A 14914-nucleotide genomic window follows, 5' to 3' on the forward strand; every position below is an offset into this window, starting at 1 on the left:
GTTAGGCGGTTACAGGGGGGCGGGACCGAACGGTTGTCATGAAAATTTCATGTGGCTGTGTCGGTTCAGTCATTACGCAAAAATCAGCAACGGCTCACGCCGTTGCTGATCAGGTATTGCAGGTCGTTCAAGCGTGGGCTTACAGCGGACGACCGATGGCGTTGCAGACGCTGGTGTTGCCGATGCTCAGGCCGCTCGAAGCAGTGACGAAGGAGTCACGAATAGCGGTTTTCCAGGCCGAAGGCAGCGGCACGAAACGGTTGGAAGTGATGGCCGAATCGTTGTTGGTCAACGCACCGTAGTGGCGGCTGAAGAAGTTGCGCACCTGGGTGGTCTGGGTTGCGTCGGCGTAGCACTGGCTGAAGATCACGTTGGTGAAACCCAGGATCGGGTAGCCGGTGGTTGGGTAGGCCACGACGCTTGGGTCGTTAGGGTTGGTGGTAGCGGCGAAAACCGGCACCCAGGCGTTCGGGTTGGCACGGTTGCCGACAGCAGGTACCGCGACAGCAGCGATGGCGGCCGACACGTTGGCTGGTGCTGGGGAAACACCGGCAACGCGGGCTACTTTGGTAGCGTCACCCAGACCGGCCAGAGTCGTTGCGGCGTAATCCGGGCTCATGTAGGTGATGCGACCCTGGGCAGCGTTCACGGCAGTCATGACGGCCTGGCTACCAGTAGCGGCCACAGCACCGGCTGGCAAGCCACCGCTGTAGCTGGAGGCAAAGTTGGTGGTAATGGCGAAGGTGCCGGTTTCAGCGCACTTGGCGTTCAGGAAGCGGGTGAACAGCTCGGTGGTGCCGCTGCTCTCAGCACGGTAAACCACGGTGATCGCGCCGGTACGGCCGGAACCCGTGATCTGGCTCCAGTCGGTCAGACGGCCGGAGAACACGCCGCAGAGTTGATTGACGCTCAGGTCAACGTTGGCAGTGCCGGTCTTGTTGAACGGAATGGCAACCGAAGTGGCGACCGAAGGCACCTGGATCAGTGGGCCCCAGGCTGCACCGTGAGCAGTGACGTAGTTGTTCAGTTCAGTGGTGCTGAGTTTCGAATCGCTGCCAGCCCAGTGCACGTTCTTGCTGGTGTTGCCAGCCACGAACTTGGTGTAGTCGTTGGTCAGGAAAGCCGACTTGCCGGCACCACTGCCCACGCCGATGTAAGGGGCGAAACCGGCAGTCAGGACGCCGGAAGTCTGGTACAGCGGCTGAGGCAAGGTAGCACCACCGCCATTGACATCAGCCATGGCGGCCTGAGCGGCGCAGAGGCCGGCGAGGGTCAGGGATACCGCGAGAACGTTGCGCTTAAACATGAAGAATCTCCTTTCATCGTGTTCGTACGTAGGTTGGGTGACGCGTGCTTGCCGTCATGGCGCTCGGTCCTGTGCCGGTGGCGATGGGGTGAGGCCATGGGTTAGAAATTCGCAGTTTCCGGTGACAGATAAAGGAAAAAACCTCGGGAGCTGAGGGCTGTTTTTCGGGTTTTTTCCTCGGGTGTTCGAGGGCTCTGCGCCGTGGGTTCAGACGGTTTTTTCGGGAGGGCGGCAAAGGCTGGTCGCGAAGATGACGGCGGATGGTTGCCGGGCGACGGAAGATGACAGAACAAGGAACCCGAGTTTGGCGATGGTGAGGCTCGGGAGGTGTTGACGGCGTCAACATCTATTTTGCTCGGTGTGCTTTTGTGGCGAGGGGATTTATCCCCGCTGGGGTGCGAAGCGCCCTTCACAACTGCCGCCTCGGTGTATCAGATGAATTGACTGGGCTGGCATGGGGCTGCTGCGCAGCCCAGCGGGGATAAATCCCCTCGCCACAGGACCGGTGTTTGCCACAAGATTTGTGTCAACCAGTAGAGGGCGGTTTATTGCACCAACTGATTGATCTCGATGATCGGCAACAGCACCGCCATGACAATCACCAGCACCACACCGCCCATGACCACGATCATCAAAGGCTCCAGCAACGCAGTCATGCCCATGGCGCGGCGTTCAATGTCGCGGGACAGGGTTTGCGCGGCGCGTTCGAGCATCGGTGGCAGGCAGCCGGTTTTCTCGCCGCTGGCGATCAGGTGGATCAGCACCGGCGGGAAGACTTTTTCCACCCGCAGCGCCGCCGCCAGGTTGACCCCTTCGCGGACCTTGGCCGTGGCCTCGCTGACGCTCTGGCTCAGGCGGTCGTTGGACAGGGTCTGGCGTGCGGCCTCGAGCGCTCGCAGCAACGGCACCCCGGCTCCGCCGAGAATCGCCAGGGTGGAGGCAAAACGCGCGGTGTTGAGGCCTAGTACGAATCGCCCGATCAGCGGCAGGCGCAACACCCGCGCGTGCCAGTTCAAGCGCGCCGCCGGTTTGCGCAAGTACATGCGCCAGGTCCAGAACCCACCGGCCAGCACGCCAAAACACAACCAGCCCCAGGCACGAATGAAATCACTGGCGGTGAGCATCGCCACGGTCAGCGCGGGCAAGTCCTGGCGGGCCTGGGAAAATGCACTGACCACCTGGGGCACCACGTAGCTGAGCAGGAAAATCACGATGGCGACCGACACCAGACCCACCACCCCGGGGTAGATGAACGCCGTGAGGATCTTGCCCCGCAGGTTGTTGCGCTCTTCGATGTAGTCCGCCAATCGCTCCATCACCTGGGCCAGGTCGCCGGACTCTTCACCGGCGGCAATCAACGCCCGATAGATTTCCGGAAAATCCCGGGGGCGTGCCGCCAGGGCTTCCGCCAGGCGCATGCCGCTGCGCACATCGGCGCGCACCGCGCTTAAGGTCTGGGCGATGTGCTTGCGCTCGGCCTGCTCCACCGTGGCACTCAACGCGGCTTCCAACGGCAGGCTCGCGCCCAGCAGGCTTGCCAGTTGCCGGGTAGCCCAAGCCAAGTCGTTGTCCGAGAGTTTGGCGCTGAACAAGCCACCGCCATTGGCCGGCGTCGTGTTGCGCTCGACCTGCACCTGTAATGCCGTCAGCCCGCGACTGCGCAACAGGTTGAAGGCCGCCCCCTGGCTGTCGGCTTCCAAGTGCCCGGATTCGATCTTGCCCTGGGCGTCGGCGGCCTCGAAACGATAGCGATTCATCAGGCGTCCCGTGTCACACGCAGGATTTCTTCAGGGGCCGTGGTGCCACTGCGCACCCAGCGCTCGCCATCCTCGCGCATGCTGAACATGCCGGCCTGGCGAGCGGCGGCGCGCAGTGCCTGCTCCCCTGCCCCCTGGTGAATCAGCGAGCGGATGTCATCGTCGATGCAGAACAGTTCATGGATCCCGGTGCGCCCGCTGTAGCCGGTCTGGTTACAGCTCGGGCAACCCACCGGACGCCAGGTGCCGGGCGTGGCGGGATCCGGCTGCTTGCACTGCGGGCAGAGCCTGCGCACCAGTCGCTGGGCCAGCACGCCGAGCATCGACGAGGCCAGCAGGAACGGCTCGACCCCCATGTCGATCAGACGGTTGATGGCCGACACCGCGTCGTTGGTGTGCAGCGTCGCCAACACCAGGTGCCCGGTGAGGGATGCCTGCACGGCGATTTGCGCGGTTTCCAGGTCGCGGATTTCGCCAATCATGATGATGTCCGGGTCCTGGCGCAGGATCGCCCGCAACGCCAGGGCGAAGGTCATGTCGATCTTGGCGTTGACCTGGATCTGGCTGATGCCCGGCAGGTCGTACTCCACCGGGTCCTCCACCGTGAGGATGTTGTGGACGCTGGCGTCCAGCCGGGCCAGGGCGGCGTAGAGGCTAGTGGTCTTGCCGCTGCCCGTGGGGCCGGTGACCAGCACGATGCCGTGGGGCTGGCGGATCAGGTGATCGAGTTTGCCCAGTACGTCCGGATCCATGCCCAGGGTTTCCAGCTGCAGGCGCCCGGCCTGCTTGTCCAGCAACCGCATCACCACCCGTTCGCCGTGGCCGGTGGGCACTGTCGAGACGCGGATATCGATTGGTCGCCCAGCCACCCGCAAGGCGATGCGCCCGTCCTGGGGCAGGCGTTTTTCGGCGATGTCGAGCTGGGCCATGATCTTGATCCGCGACACCAGCGCACCGTGCAGGGCCTTGCGCGGCGAAACCACATCGCGCAGGGTGCCATCGACGCGGTAGCGCACCACCGAATGGCTCTCGTAGGGTTCGATGTGGATGTCGCTGGCCTCATCCCGTGCGGCCTGGGTCAGCAAGGCATTGATCATGCGAATCACCGGCGCGCCGTCCTGGGTGTCCAGCAGGTCGGTGATCTCGGGGATGTCCTGCATCAGCCGGTCGAGGTCGACTTCGTTCTCCGCCGCGCCCACCACCGCGGCAGCACTGCCGGTGTCGGCATAGGCACTGTTGAGCAGCCCGTCGAGCTCCTCGTCGCGCACTCGCTCCAGCCGCACTTCGCCAAACTGACGACGTACTTCACTGATGGACCAGCCCGGCGTGGACGGGCACACCATCAGCACCGCCCCCTCTTCGGACTGGCGCAACACCAGGCGCTGGGCCTTGGCCCAGGCGTATGGGAGGGTGTTCATGGGCACACTTCCTCTACGACTGACCCACCCACTGTGGCGAGGGAGCTTGCTCCCGCTGGGCTGCGCAGCAGCCCCAAAGCCAGGCACCTCGGTGTGCCAGGCAGATGGCATGCAATCTTTTTGGGGTCGCTTCGCAACCCAGCGGGAGCAAGCTCCCTCGCCACGGAATTCATTGTCCAATCGGCTCCATTACAGGCACCGCCTTGATCACCGCCCTGGGCATCTGCGGCCCGGCAGGCGGCGACCCCGGGATCGCCCTCGCCGAGGCCGGCAGTTGCGGCGCCTGCATGTCCGGCATTGCCCAACTGCGATCCGGTTGCAGCAAGCCCTGGGCGCGGCGCATGAAGTCGTAGCGGTTGAGGGTGATGCCGCGTCCCGCCGCCGTGTCGCGGATGATATAGGGTCGCAGGAACACCATCAGGTTGGTCTTGGTGATCTGCCGCCGTTCGTTGCGAAACAGCGCGCCGATCCCGGGAAGGGTCGACAGCCACGGTACCGCGTCGTTGCTCTGGCTGTAGCCATCCTGCAACAAGCCGCCGAGCACCATGATCTGTCCGTCGTCGAGCAGGATGCTGGTGTCGATGGCGCGCTTGTTGGTGACGATACCCGTGGTGCTCGAGGCGCGATTGTCGACGCTGCTGACCTCCTGATAGATGTCGAGCTTGACCGTCCCGCCTTCGGAAATCTGCGGTCGGACATTGAGCTTCAAACCCACCTCCTCGCGGGTCACGGTCTGGAACGGGTTGTTGCTGGTGCCGCCTCCGCCCGTGACGTAACTGCCGCTGACGAAGGGAATGGTCTGGCCGACGAAAATGCTCGCCGCTTCGTTGTCCAGGGTCAGCAGGTTCGGCGTCGACAGCACATTGGTGCCGCCTTTGCTCTTCAAGGCCCGGGCCAGGACCTTGAGGTCGAGGATCTTGCCGATGCCGGGAATGTCCACGGTGCCGTTGACCACGCCGAGGTTCAGGCCCTGGGGCAAGACATCGATGCTGGTCTTGCCATTGAGGTTGAGCCCCGTACCGCCGAGATTGACCCCGCCGATCACCCCGCTGCCACCGAGGTTGCCGGTCTGCCATTGCACGCCGAATTCGCTGGCGTCGTCCTCGCCGACTTCGACGATCAGGCTCTCGATCACCACTTGGGCACGACGCTGGTCCAGCAGGTCGATGACTTCCCGCAGGTTGCGGTACAGCGGGTCCGGCGCGGAGATCAGCAAGGTATTGGTGGTGGCGTCGGCCTGGATGGTGACGCCGCCGGCGCTGAAAGCGGTGCTCTGTTCGTTTTTCGTCGAAGCGGAGGTTGCCCCGTTGCTGCCCTGGGCGTAGCCGTTGGCGCTGGTCGACGCACTGCCGCTGGTGGTGCCACTGGCGCCATCGCCACTGCTGCCCTGCCCACTCTGTCCGTTGGTATTGGCGCCCATGCCACTGAGCACCGAGCGCGAGTTGTCGTTGCTCTCGCCTTCGCTTTCCCCGGTGAGCAAGCCGCGCAGGGCCTGGGCCAGTTTGCCGGCCTGGGCGTTGCGCAGGTACACCACATGCAGGTTGCTCGGGTTGTTCTGAGCGTTGTCGAGCTTGTAGATCAGGTTGCGCGCCAGCTCCGTGCGCTCGGGGCTGCCGGCGCGGATGATGATGGAATTGGAGCGCGGATCGCCGATCACGTTGATCTTCTGGGTCTGGTCGCCGCCCTGGGTTTCCAGCAGGTCAGAGACCATTTGCGCGATGTCGACGGCGATGCCGTTGTGGATCGGCACCACATCGGTGTCGATGGCACTCGGGGTGTCGATGCCTTCGATGAGCTGCGCCACCCGCGACAGGTTTTCGGCGTAATCGGTGACGACAATGGTGTTGTTGCCCGGGTAGGCATTGATCGGATTGTTCGGCGACACGATCGGGCGCAGCACCGGGATCAGGTTCACCGCGTTTTCGTATTGCAGGCGGAAGGTGCGCGTCAGCATGCCGTTGCCGGCCGGTTTGTCGGCGCTGTAGATCGGCCCACCCAACAGCTTCGCATCGGCCTCCGGCACCACCTGGGCCACGCCGCCCACGTCTACCACGCTGAAGCCTTGCATGCGCAGCGCGGCCAGCAGCATGTCGTAGGCCTGATGGGCCGGGACCTGGCCTTCGGAAACCAGCGTCAGGTTGCCCTTGACCCGCGGGTCCACCAGGAACTGTTGGCCGGTGGAACGGGACAAGGCCCGCACCACCGCCTGGATATCCGCCTCGACGAAATTCAGCGTCACCGGTTGATCCCCCAGGGGCGTGCGCGTCGGCGCATTGCTGCGCGGCTCTCGGGCACGGGCGGTGAGATCGACCTGATGCCGCACTGCGGGCTTGCGTTCACCCAGGTCCTGGGCCCGCTGGCGATCGAGCAATGCATCGCCGCTGCGCTGGGTACTCCCCAATGGAATACCCAGCTCGCTGTCCACCAGCAACGGTGGCTGCGACGCGGGTGGCGTGTTGTTGCACGCACTCAACACCAGCAACAACAGCGGCGCGGCCTTGCGCCAATGACGTGGGTATCGGGCCCCTTTCATGAAGCTTCCTTAGCGCTTTGCGCCTGATCCATGCGAACGGTTCCGGACAATGTGCCGGCGCTGTTGTCGAGGTTGTCGTGGTTATCGGGATTGGCAAGGGCGGTGCGCTGCAAACGGGCCTCGATCACTTCCAGGGAGAATTGCCGCGGGTTGCCCAGCAGCCAGCTGATGACCGCCTCCGCCGGGGCCTGGTCGAACGTGAGCTGCCAGGCGCTAGGGTGCTCGGTGCCGGGCACTTGCAATTGGTAGTGCTGGCTCAAGCCGCTGGCGTCCAGGCTCTGGCGCAACGCGGCTTCGAGGGGCTGGTCTTGTACCGGCCCCGCGACGTCACGCAACAGCACTTCGAGAGCCTCGGTCTGCGATCGCAGCTTCGGGGTTTCGGCTTGCCAGTAGGCGATGGTCTTGAGCGGTGGCTGGATCAGCGCGAGCCAGACCAGACAACCGCCCAACACCAGCGCGGCCAGGGCCACGGCGGCTTGTTCGCGCACGGCAAGCCCCTGCCAGAACGTGCGCAAACGCGTGCTAAAGGTTTGCCAACGGACCCGCGCCAGTGCCAGGGTGTGCTTATTCATCGTCGGCGTCCTGCGTACCCTGGTCGGTGGGGGCCACCCGCAGACGCCAGCCCTGGTCGATGGCGGCGACGTCGATGCCGGCCTGGGCCAGGGGGATTTTCCAATCCTCTTCGGCGGCGGTTTTCTGCGCCTCGGCCACGACAGTCAGGCGCAATTCACCGTTCTCGAACACCAACGCCTGGACATTGCCGCTCATGAACGGAATGGCGCTGCCCGCTTGCTGCACCAGGCTGGCAAAGCGTTGGGCCGGATCGGTCGCCGCACCGCTCTGGCGCGCAGCGATTTGCTGGCGTGCCTGTTGCAATGGGTTGAGGATCACCGGCAACTCGGGAAACGCCTGTTTCACCCGCTGGCTCATCTGCGCCTTGAGCCGTTGGCCCTGGGCCGCTTCGCGGGCGGCGTAGAGGTTCAACCCGACCACCCACACCACCAGCGCAGTCGCGCAGATCGCCGCCGCCCGGCCCCAACCACCGCGCTTGACGGCGTTGCGTGCAAGACCGGCATGCAAGCCCCAGCCCGGTGCAGGGCCAGTCCAGCGTTGGCTTTCAGCCAAGGTGTCGAGGGAAGATTGGGGCGGCGCGTCGCCGATCCAGTGCAGCCCGGCCCCCGTTTCCAGCAGCCACTCGTCCAGCGCCTCCTTCTGCAACGGTTGCACCACGGCGTGCTGCAGGTCATGGCGCACCAGCAGATGGTCGTCGTCGATACAGGCCACCGGCCCCGACAGCACCGGCAAGGCGTAGGCCGCCGGGTAGAGGCCGCGCAGTTTCATGCCGGCCTGGTGCACAAGCCACCCCAGATTGGCGAGGGATTCACGGTCCATCCAGGCGATCTGCACCTGCCCGTCCATGCCTCGTGGGCTATGGGCCACCTGCATGTGTTCGCTGGTTCCGAGCATCAGGGCCTGGGCCGCGCAGGTCACCGCAGCAGTGATCTTGGCCGTCGGCAACAGCGGCAACTCCAGGCGGGTCAACACGCTGTCACGGGGATGAAGGAAACACTCCACCGAAAGGTTTTTAGCGCCCTGGCCCAACGCCCGAAGGCTGCTGCGGCCTTGCTCGAGGACCTGGCCCTGGCGATCCAGCCAGGCAAACGCCACCGGGCTGTCGAGGTCCAGGCTGCCCAGCGGCGCCAGGGCGATGCGCAAGCGCGTCATACGCCCACCCTTGACCAGATCACCTGGGGCAAGCGGTCCTCGGTGCGTTGCAGCAAAGCCTCCAGTTCGACCCGCCGTTGACCACTGCGCGCCTGCCCCCGCAGGCGGAACCAGTCGCTGGTGATGCCGACCTTGACGCTGGCGGTCTCCAGCTCTGGCATGCGCAGGCGATTGACGAAATCCCCGCGGTTGATAAACCAATGGCCGCCGTCACGCTCCCTGACCAGTGCCTCGGCCCGTTGCAGCGACAGCCCCGGCACGTAGGCGGCCAGCACCGGGGCACTGGCGGTGTTGCCATTGAGCCAGGTGTTGGTGGGCAGGATCGTGACGTAAGGCGCCAGTGTGTCCAGTAACCCCGTGGTGACGCCTTTGACGCTGCGCAAGTCTTGCAAGGTGCGCAGCATCGGGCGCGTCGGCGCCACCGGCGTGTTGTCGGCCTGGGGCGACGTTTCGCGGCCACTATTGAAGGTAGTGGCCTTTGGCGCCTGGTCCACCCGCTGCGGATTCAGCAGGCGCGGATAAGCCTCGACCACCCTGTCGACGATACGCGTGCGAACCGTCGCGGCCACGCCCAATTGCTGGCACAGGCGTTCGAAGGCGCGCACTTGTTCCTCATCCATGCGTTCATTGGCGACGAGGTTGCGCAGGTTGAACTTGCCTTGCTCATCTTCCAACTGACCTTCGAACGGTGTGTCGATCTGGCCTGAACCCGGTATCACGATGGGTTTGGCCCAAGGTTGGCCGAAGCGCGTCAGTGGATCGCGCTGCCGGGCATCCCAGAGCAACTGGCGACTCAGTTGCAGGCCACCCTGCAACCGCGCCGAGCCCTGGACACGCAACTGCTCGGCCTCCAGGCTGCGAGTGAACAGGGTCTGGCGAGTCAGCATGCCGCCGGCGATGACCGCCACCACGGCGGCGATCAGCAAGGCACTGATCACCGCCATGCCGCGCTGCTTCGCCGCGAGGGGCGAATCCGTTCGCATCACGGCCCTTACAACTGCCAAGAGCCAATGTCGGCATTCACACCGTCGCCATCGGGCTGGCCGTCGGCCCCCAGGGAAAAGATATCGACTTCGCCGTTGGCACCAGGGTTGAGGTAGTTGTAGGGGCGGCCCCACGGGTCGTTGGGCAGGCGTTCGAGGTAGGAACGCCAGGTGCCGTTTTTCGCATCGGCCGGTTTCTCCACCAGCACCTTGAGGCCCTGGTTCATGCTCGGGTAACTGCCGTGGTCCAGGCGATACAGCTTCAAGGCTTGCATCAGGCCGCCAATGTCCTGTTTCGCCGCCGTTGCCCGTGCCTGGTCGGGACGGTCGAGGACCTTGGGCACCACCATCGCAGCCAGGATGCCGAGGATCACCACCACGACCATGATTTCGATCAGGGTGAAACCCCGCTGCCCGCGAGGTCCTTGGGAACGGGCGTTGTAACGGGCAATCTGCATCTCGACGGTCCTTCGCTGGATTCGATTCGAGGCGCAGTGTTGCAAGAAAATATGTCAGTGATATTGAAATTGCTCAGGAGCTTGCGTCGTCAATCGGTCACGAACGCCGGCTACCCTTCAAGGCTGCCCTCGCACCCGAGCCCGCGCCATGTCACGCCCTGCTCCGCAAGCCGGCTTCACCCTGATCGAAGTGCTGGTGGCCCTGGCGATCATCGCCGTGGCCATGTCGGCCGCCGTGCGCGTGGCGGCGGTGATGACCCAGAGCAACGGCCTGCTGCGGGACAAGTCCATCGCCCTGCTGGCCGCTCGCAGCCAACTGGCGCAGTTGCGCCTGGAAGGCCGTTTTGCCCAGGGTTCCAAAGTGTTCGAGTGCGACCAGGGGCGCTTGCTGCTGCGCTGCGAACAGACCCTGCGCCCGGCGGAAAACGGCCGGCTGCTGCGGGTTGAACTGAGCGTGTCGGACCGCAGTCGCGAAGCACCGCCGTTGGCGCGGCTGGAGACGTTGGTCAGCCGGGAAAAATAAAGGCAGATCCCCCTGTGGCGAGGGAGCTGCTCCCGCTGGGTCGCGAAGCGGCCCCAAAATCTTGCGGTTGCTGCGCAACCGAGCGGGAGCAAGCTCCCTCGCCACAGAGGTTCAGCGCTGATTTGCGGGGCGTGTCAGGGACGGCAAACTCACCGAATCCGGCAACCGGGCCAGGACCAGTCGGGTCTGTTCGCTGCCACGTTCGATGACCACCGCCTGCGCCTCGATCGCCACCAGCCGTACTCCCTGGGCCACGCGTTCCCCCACCAGGAAACTGCGCGGCGGCCCGTCGTTGAGGCTGAGGATCGCCACGGCGGCGTGGGTGCCGGCCATCACGCCGCTGACCTTGATGTCCACCGGTGCCGGCTGGTTGGAGAACCATTGCAACGCCGGGTTATCGGAGCGCTCGGCCATGCGCTGCGGGGCGACGTCCGGCGTGCGCGACTCGGCCGACGTGAGCAGCAGCGAAGACCAGGTCGCCACCCCGGCCAAGGCCGCCAACAAGCCCACGACTTGGACGATTTGTGCCGGGGACACACGCTCGATGAACGCCATGGCCTGAATCTCCTTTTTTTGATTCCAACTTGCAGCGTACGCGTCAATTCTCTCCGTTTTATTTCACATCCCTATCATCTTCACCGTGCAGGATGACGCTCACGCAAAGGAGCGCACATGAACCTCGGCAAGCAACGCGGTTTTACCCTGATCGAATTGATGGTGGTGCTGGTGATCATCGGCATCGCCAGTGCCGCCGTGAGCCTGAGCATCAAGCCGGACCCGTTGAAGTTGCTGCGCCAGGATGGCGAACGGCTGGTGCAGCTGTTGCAACTGGCCCAGACCGAAGCACGCACCGACGGACGGCCGATTACCTGGCGCTGGGATGCCAAGGGCTTTGGCTTCAGTCGCCGCGCGGACCGGGGCACCGGGATCGATCGCTTCGAGGACGACCCGCAACTGCGCCGACGTCGCTGGCAGAGTCCGTCGATGGAGGTTCGCGTGGAGCCCAGGCAGCGGGTCGTGTTGAATGCCGAATGGATCGGCGAACCCTTGCAGATCCGTTTGTCGGACGGCCAGAACAGTCTCACTGTGCAACGCAGCGCCGCCGGGCGGGTGCAACTCCAATGAGCGCCCGGGAGAAAGGCTTCACCTTGCTGGAGGTGATGGTGGCGATCCTGCTGATGGCGGTGGTCAGCCTGATCGCCTGGCGCGGGCTGGACAGCGTGACCCGTGCCGACAGCCATTTGCAGGCCAGTACCGAACAGACCGAAGCGCTGCTGCGGGCGTTGAACCAACTGGAGCGCGACGTGGCCCTGCGCGCCAGCATCGAGCTGAGTGAACCGGTCAAACCCGGCATCGACGACCAGCCCTCGACCGCCCCTCCCGCCCTCACCGTGCGCAGCACCGAAGGTCGGGGCTTTCGCCTGGATGTGATCCGCGTGGCGGCGGCCCAGGAAGGCGAGCTGCAACGGGTGCGCTGGTGGCTCAAGGGCGACACGCTTTACCGCGCCCAGGGCCAGGCCCGCAATCGCTACCCTCTGTCCGCACCCGGCGCGGGCGTGGCCGTGCTCAGTGACGTCAGCGACGCCGGCCTGCGGTACTGGGACACGGAAAAAGGCTGGCGCAAACTCAGCGGCAACCGCCAGGAAAACCCGACGGGTATCGAAGTCAGCCTGACTCGCCAGACACCTCAGGGAGCCGAAACCTATCGACAGGTGCTGGGGCCCCTGGATTAGCTCGCGATAGCGGTGGGTCTTTCAAGGATGATGTCGAATGTACCGGCCCCATCGCGAGCAAGCTCGCTCCCACAGGGTTACCGGGTGACCTCAAGTTTTGGGCCCTTGCGGGAGCGAGCTTGCTCGCGATGAGGCCCGCCAGGCACCGCCGGCCTCAGCTCAGCACCACCACCCCACCCGGCAATTCGGTGCATTTGGCGCCATAGGCATCGCGGATCAACAGCGCGACGCCCGCCAACTGGTCGAGGCGAAACCGTGCCTGGACCTTGCGCTGGCCCAGTTCTTGGTTGAACAGCAGCAACATACCGGGACGGTAGCGGTTGATTTCATCGATGACGCTGGCCAGGGTCGCGTCGTTGAACACCAGGACCTGTTCACGCCAGGCAATGGCGGCCGACACATCGGCACGCTTGGGCGCGCCCACCTGGTGAGGCTCGTAAGTCAGTTGCATGCCCGACTCCAGGCGAAACCGCTGGCCTTGCACCTCGACCTGCACCACGCCCTCCAGACAGGTCGCACAGACGCTCTGGTCGGTGTAGCGAATGTTGAAGCGTGCCCGGGCGGCGCTGATCCAGCCAGCGCCGGCCTGGACGCTGACCACCTGGGCACTGCGCCCCTGCACTTCAATTTCGCCACTGAGCAATTCCAACCCTTGTCCGCCATCGGCCAGCGCGCGGCGGCTGAGACGGGTCTGAGTGTTGAGCTCCAGGCTGACGCCCTCGACCCATTCCACTCGGCGCTGTTCGCCGACGTCGGTGATGTAGTCGGCCCCCAGCCCGGAAACACCGCCGGGCACCGTGGCGCGGATCAGCAGGAAGGCCGCCGATGCCGCGATGGCGCCCCCCAACAACGCCCGACGGCCAAAATGCCGAGGCGCCTGCAACGCTGCGGCGGCGGGTTGCAGCCCATGCCACAGCGCCTTGGCCTGTTCAAAGGCTTGCGCATGTTCGGGACTTTGCCCGCACCACAGGCGCAAGGCCCGGGCATCGGCCACGGTGGCGCGCCCCGAGGTCAGCAGGATCAGCCAATCTCGGGCCTCGCTGGCCAATCGGGCCTGGGGCGTGGCATCAGGGGAAGCGATGCTGAAGATGTTCAAGCGCACACACACTCATGAAAGGGTCGGGTCTCTACTCTCAAGACGGTTTTCCCGCGCCGGGACCGAACCGCTGAATGACTTTTCTTTCCAGGCGCAGTGCACAATGCCCCAGCGCCGCCTTGATTTCCTTCTCCACCATGCGCGTGGAAATACCGAAGCGCTGGGAAATTTCCAGGTGCGGCGCTTCTTCCAGGCGGGCGGCGATGAAAATCCTGCGACGGCGCGCCGGCAGTTCGTACAAGGCCTTGAGCAAGGTCTGCAACTCCATCTGCCCACCGACCACCCGCGCCGGGTCCAGCGCCTCATCCGAGACCTGCAGCAATTCCTCGATTTCATCCCCTGTGAGCAAGCGCGCATCGGCCTGCCGACGGTCGGCGGCGATGTTCAGGGCCATGCGATACAGATAGGCATTGGGCTGGGCGATGTCCGGTGTGCCGACCATGCGATCGACCCGCAGGTAGGTTTCATGCAGCACGTCGTTGGCCAGTTCCTCGGAGCCCAGACGCCTGAGCAAGCGCACCCTGAAATCCTCATAGGAGGTGAGGAACAACTTCACCAACGGACTGCGACCGATGTCTTTCATCGCCCGGACACCCCTTCCCCTGTCATGCATTCCATGCTTTTTCCTGATGAGTCGGGTAACAAAAGCAGGGTCACCGGCTGGCGCAACGAACTGGGCGCCGGACGGTCGATCCTGAGGTTCTGCAAACTGTTGACCAGGGCCTTGTCCCGCATCAGGTCGCCCGTGGAACTGACCAGGCGGCTGTGCTGGACCACGCCGTCCCGGCCGATCCACACTTGCAGCACCGCCCGAAAACTGCCCGGGCGGGTCAACGGTGAACGACATAAATTGCGCTGGATGACCGTCTGGATGGCTGCCGCGTAGTTGCTGTCACTCAAGCCCGGGGTGACACCGGCAGGCAGCGGCACCTCGCGGACCCGCACCGGCTGCAACGTGAACGCATCCGCCCGGGCATAATGCGCCGCCAGCCCGGTGCCGCCGAGCAACACCCGCAACCCTTCGGAGGGGGTGAACCGCCCCTGAACGCCCAGCGTCTGGCGTCGGCTCGATAGCTGGTGGTCCACCAGCACCGCCATGCCCGTCGCACGACTGAACTGCTCCAGCGCCGTGGTCAGTTCCTGGGGCGCGATGTCCAGGTCCACCAGGCCAACCGCCTGGATCGGCCCGGCCAGCAGACACAGCAACACCATCAGCCACCCCAAGGGCGCCCAGGTCAATCCATGTCCGCGTCCGCCCCCGGCTCTGCCCTGCTGCACGACTGACGTATCCGTTGAAAATCGTCATCCTGAGGGGTGTTTATGAATGTCGTATGACAACTGATACAAATCCTCCAGGCCGCACTAGACTGATGCCCTGACAA

At 64.6% G+C, this 14914-nt stretch carries 15 protein-coding genes; 3 read left to right on the plus strand and 12 right to left on the minus strand.

What is annotated here, in order from left to right; all coding sequences use genetic code 11:
* Positions 1–139: 139 nt before the first annotated feature.
* The 8 genes from BT125_RS00860 to gspG all read right to left on the minus strand — a co-directional run bounded on the left by BT125_RS00860 (position 140) and on the right by gspG (position 10180).
* Positions 140–1306 (minus strand): substrate-binding domain-containing protein, encoded by a 1167-nt coding sequence (locus BT125_RS00860; RefSeq protein WP_072404453.1) that lies wholly within the window; start codon positions 1304–1306, stop codon positions 140–142.
* Positions 1307–1851: 545 nt separating this feature from the next.
* Positions 1852–3063: a type II secretion system inner membrane protein GspF gene (gspF, locus tag BT125_RS00865; RefSeq protein WP_072404455.1), complete on the minus strand. Its 1212-nt coding sequence runs from the start codon at positions 3061–3063 to the stop codon at positions 1852–1854.
* Entirely contained in the window at positions 3063–4481 is a 1419-nt protein-coding gene (gspE, locus tag BT125_RS00870) for a type II secretion system ATPase GspE (protein WP_072404456.1), read from the minus strand. The genes gspF and gspE overlap by 1 nt, the downstream gene beginning before the upstream one ends.
* A 169-nt stretch (positions 4482–4650) precedes the next feature.
* A complete protein-coding gene (gene gspD / locus BT125_RS00875; RefSeq protein ID WP_072404458.1) occupies positions 4651–7014 on the minus strand; it encodes a type II secretion system secretin GspD in 2364 nt (787 codons plus the stop codon).
* Complete coding sequence (gene gspM / locus BT125_RS00880) at positions 7011–7586, minus strand: type II secretion system protein GspM (RefSeq protein ID WP_072404460.1); 576 nt, start codon at positions 7584–7586, stop codon at positions 7011–7013. Before gspM ends, gspD begins: the two co-directional genes overlap by 4 nt.
* A complete protein-coding gene (gene gspL, locus BT125_RS00885; protein WP_072404462.1) occupies positions 7579–8739 on the minus strand; it encodes a type II secretion system protein GspL in 1161 nt (386 codons plus the stop codon). Before gspL ends, gspM begins: the two co-directional genes overlap by 8 nt.
* The gene (gspK, locus tag BT125_RS00890; RefSeq protein WP_072404464.1) at positions 8736–9722 is read right to left on the minus strand and encodes a type II secretion system minor pseudopilin GspK; all 987 of its coding nucleotides are present in this window, start codon (positions 9720–9722) and stop codon (positions 8736–8738) included. Before gspK ends, gspL begins: the two co-directional genes overlap by 4 nt.
* An 8-nt stretch (positions 9723–9730) precedes the next feature.
* Positions 9731–10180, minus strand: coding sequence for a type II secretion system major pseudopilin GspG (gspG, locus tag BT125_RS00895; RefSeq protein ID WP_060742020.1), 450 nt, complete (start codon positions 10178–10180; stop codon positions 9731–9733).
* Positions 10181–10328: 148 nt separating this feature from the next.
* Between gspG and gspI the strand changes: the two genes are divergently transcribed.
* Positions 10329–10703: a type II secretion system minor pseudopilin GspI gene (gene gspI / locus BT125_RS00900; RefSeq protein ID WP_072404466.1), complete on the plus strand. Its 375-nt coding sequence runs from the start codon at positions 10329–10331 to the stop codon at positions 10701–10703.
* A 111-nt stretch (positions 10704–10814) separates the two neighbouring features.
* On the opposite strand, the gene BT125_RS00905 is transcribed toward gspI, so the two are convergent.
* Complete coding sequence (locus tag BT125_RS00905) at positions 10815–11258, minus strand: type II secretion system protein N (RefSeq protein ID WP_072404468.1); 444 nt, start codon at positions 11256–11258, stop codon at positions 10815–10817.
* A gap of 117 nt (positions 11259–11375) precedes the next feature.
* On the opposite strand from BT125_RS00905, the gene gspH reads away from it, so the two are divergent.
* Both gspH and BT125_RS00915 read left to right on the plus strand, forming a co-directional pair.
* Positions 11376–11828 (plus strand): type II secretion system minor pseudopilin GspH, encoded by a 453-nt coding sequence (gene gspH / locus BT125_RS00910; protein ID WP_072404470.1) that lies wholly within the window; start codon positions 11376–11378, stop codon positions 11826–11828.
* Positions 11825–12436, plus strand: coding sequence for a PulJ/GspJ family protein (locus BT125_RS00915; RefSeq protein WP_072404472.1), 612 nt, complete (start codon positions 11825–11827; stop codon positions 12434–12436). The genes gspH and BT125_RS00915 overlap by 4 nt, the downstream gene beginning before the upstream one ends.
* A 154-nt stretch (positions 12437–12590) precedes the next feature.
* On the opposite strand, the gene BT125_RS00920 is transcribed toward BT125_RS00915, so the two are convergent.
* From BT125_RS00920 to BT125_RS00930, 3 genes are read right to left on the minus strand one after another with little or no spacing between them, the layout of a single operon-like run.
* Positions 12591–13532 carry a FecR family protein gene (locus BT125_RS00920; protein ID WP_072404942.1) on the minus strand — a complete coding sequence of 314 codons (942 nt, stop codon included), beginning with the start codon at positions 13530–13532 and terminating at the stop codon, positions 12591–12593.
* A 37-nt stretch (positions 13533–13569) separates the two neighbouring features.
* Positions 13570–14115: a sigma-70 family RNA polymerase sigma factor gene (locus tag BT125_RS00925; RefSeq protein WP_072404474.1), complete on the minus strand. Its 546-nt coding sequence runs from the start codon at positions 14113–14115 to the stop codon at positions 13570–13572.
* Positions 14112–14744: a TonB C-terminal domain-containing protein gene (locus tag BT125_RS00930; protein WP_072404476.1), complete on the minus strand. Its 633-nt coding sequence runs from the start codon at positions 14742–14744 to the stop codon at positions 14112–14114. The genes BT125_RS00925 and BT125_RS00930 overlap by 4 nt, the downstream gene beginning before the upstream one ends.
* Positions 14745–14914: the final 170 nt, after the last annotated feature.

The sequence above is a fragment of the Pseudomonas sp. NFACC04-2 genome (assembly GCF_900119265.1).
GTDB classification, from domain to species: domain Bacteria; phylum Pseudomonadota; class Gammaproteobacteria; order Pseudomonadales; family Pseudomonadaceae; genus Aquipseudomonas; species Aquipseudomonas fluorescens_AA.

Excerpts from the sequence above, each read along its gene's own strand:
- BT125_RS00905 (WP_072404468.1), bottom strand. The coding sequence starts at position 11,258 with ATGGCGTTCATCGAGCGTGTGTCCCCGGCACAAATCGTCCAAGTCGTG.
- gspL (WP_072404462.1), bottom strand. The coding sequence starts at position 8,739 with ATGACGCGCTTGCGCATCGCCCTGGCGCCGCTGGGCAGCCTGGACCTC.
- gspG (WP_060742020.1), bottom strand. The coding sequence starts at position 10,180 with ATGCAGATTGCCCGTTACAACGCCCGTTCCCAAGGACCTCGCGGGCAG.
- gspF (WP_072404455.1), bottom strand. The coding sequence starts at position 3,063 with ATGAATCGCTATCGTTTCGAGGCCGCCGACGCCCAGGGCAAGATCGAA.
- BT125_RS00860 (WP_072404453.1), bottom strand. The coding sequence starts at position 1,306 with ATGTTTAAGCGCAACGTTCTCGCGGTATCCCTGACCCTCGCCGGCCTC.
- BT125_RS00915 (WP_072404472.1), top strand. The coding sequence starts at position 11,825 with ATGAGCGCCCGGGAGAAAGGCTTCACCTTGCTGGAGGTGATGGTGGCG.
- gspE (WP_072404456.1), bottom strand. The coding sequence starts at position 4,481 with ATGAACACCCTCCCATACGCCTGGGCCAAGGCCCAGCGCCTGGTGTTG.
- gspD (WP_072404458.1), bottom strand. The coding sequence starts at position 7,014 with ATGAAAGGGGCCCGATACCCACGTCATTGGCGCAAGGCCGCGCCGCTG.
- gspH (WP_072404470.1), top strand. The coding sequence starts at position 11,376 with ATGAACCTCGGCAAGCAACGCGGTTTTACCCTGATCGAATTGATGGTG.
- BT125_RS00925 (WP_072404474.1), bottom strand. The coding sequence starts at position 14,115 with ATGAAAGACATCGGTCGCAGTCCGTTGGTGAAGTTGTTCCTCACCTCC.
- gspI (WP_072404466.1), top strand. The coding sequence starts at position 10,329 with ATGTCACGCCCTGCTCCGCAAGCCGGCTTCACCCTGATCGAAGTGCTG.
- BT125_RS00930 (WP_072404476.1), bottom strand. The coding sequence starts at position 14,744 with ATGGTGTTGCTGTGTCTGCTGGCCGGGCCGATCCAGGCGGTTGGCCTG.
- gspM (WP_072404460.1), bottom strand. The coding sequence starts at position 7,586 with ATGAATAAGCACACCCTGGCACTGGCGCGGGTCCGTTGGCAAACCTTT.
- gspK (WP_072404464.1), bottom strand. The coding sequence starts at position 9,722 with ATGCGAACGGATTCGCCCCTCGCGGCGAAGCAGCGCGGCATGGCGGTG.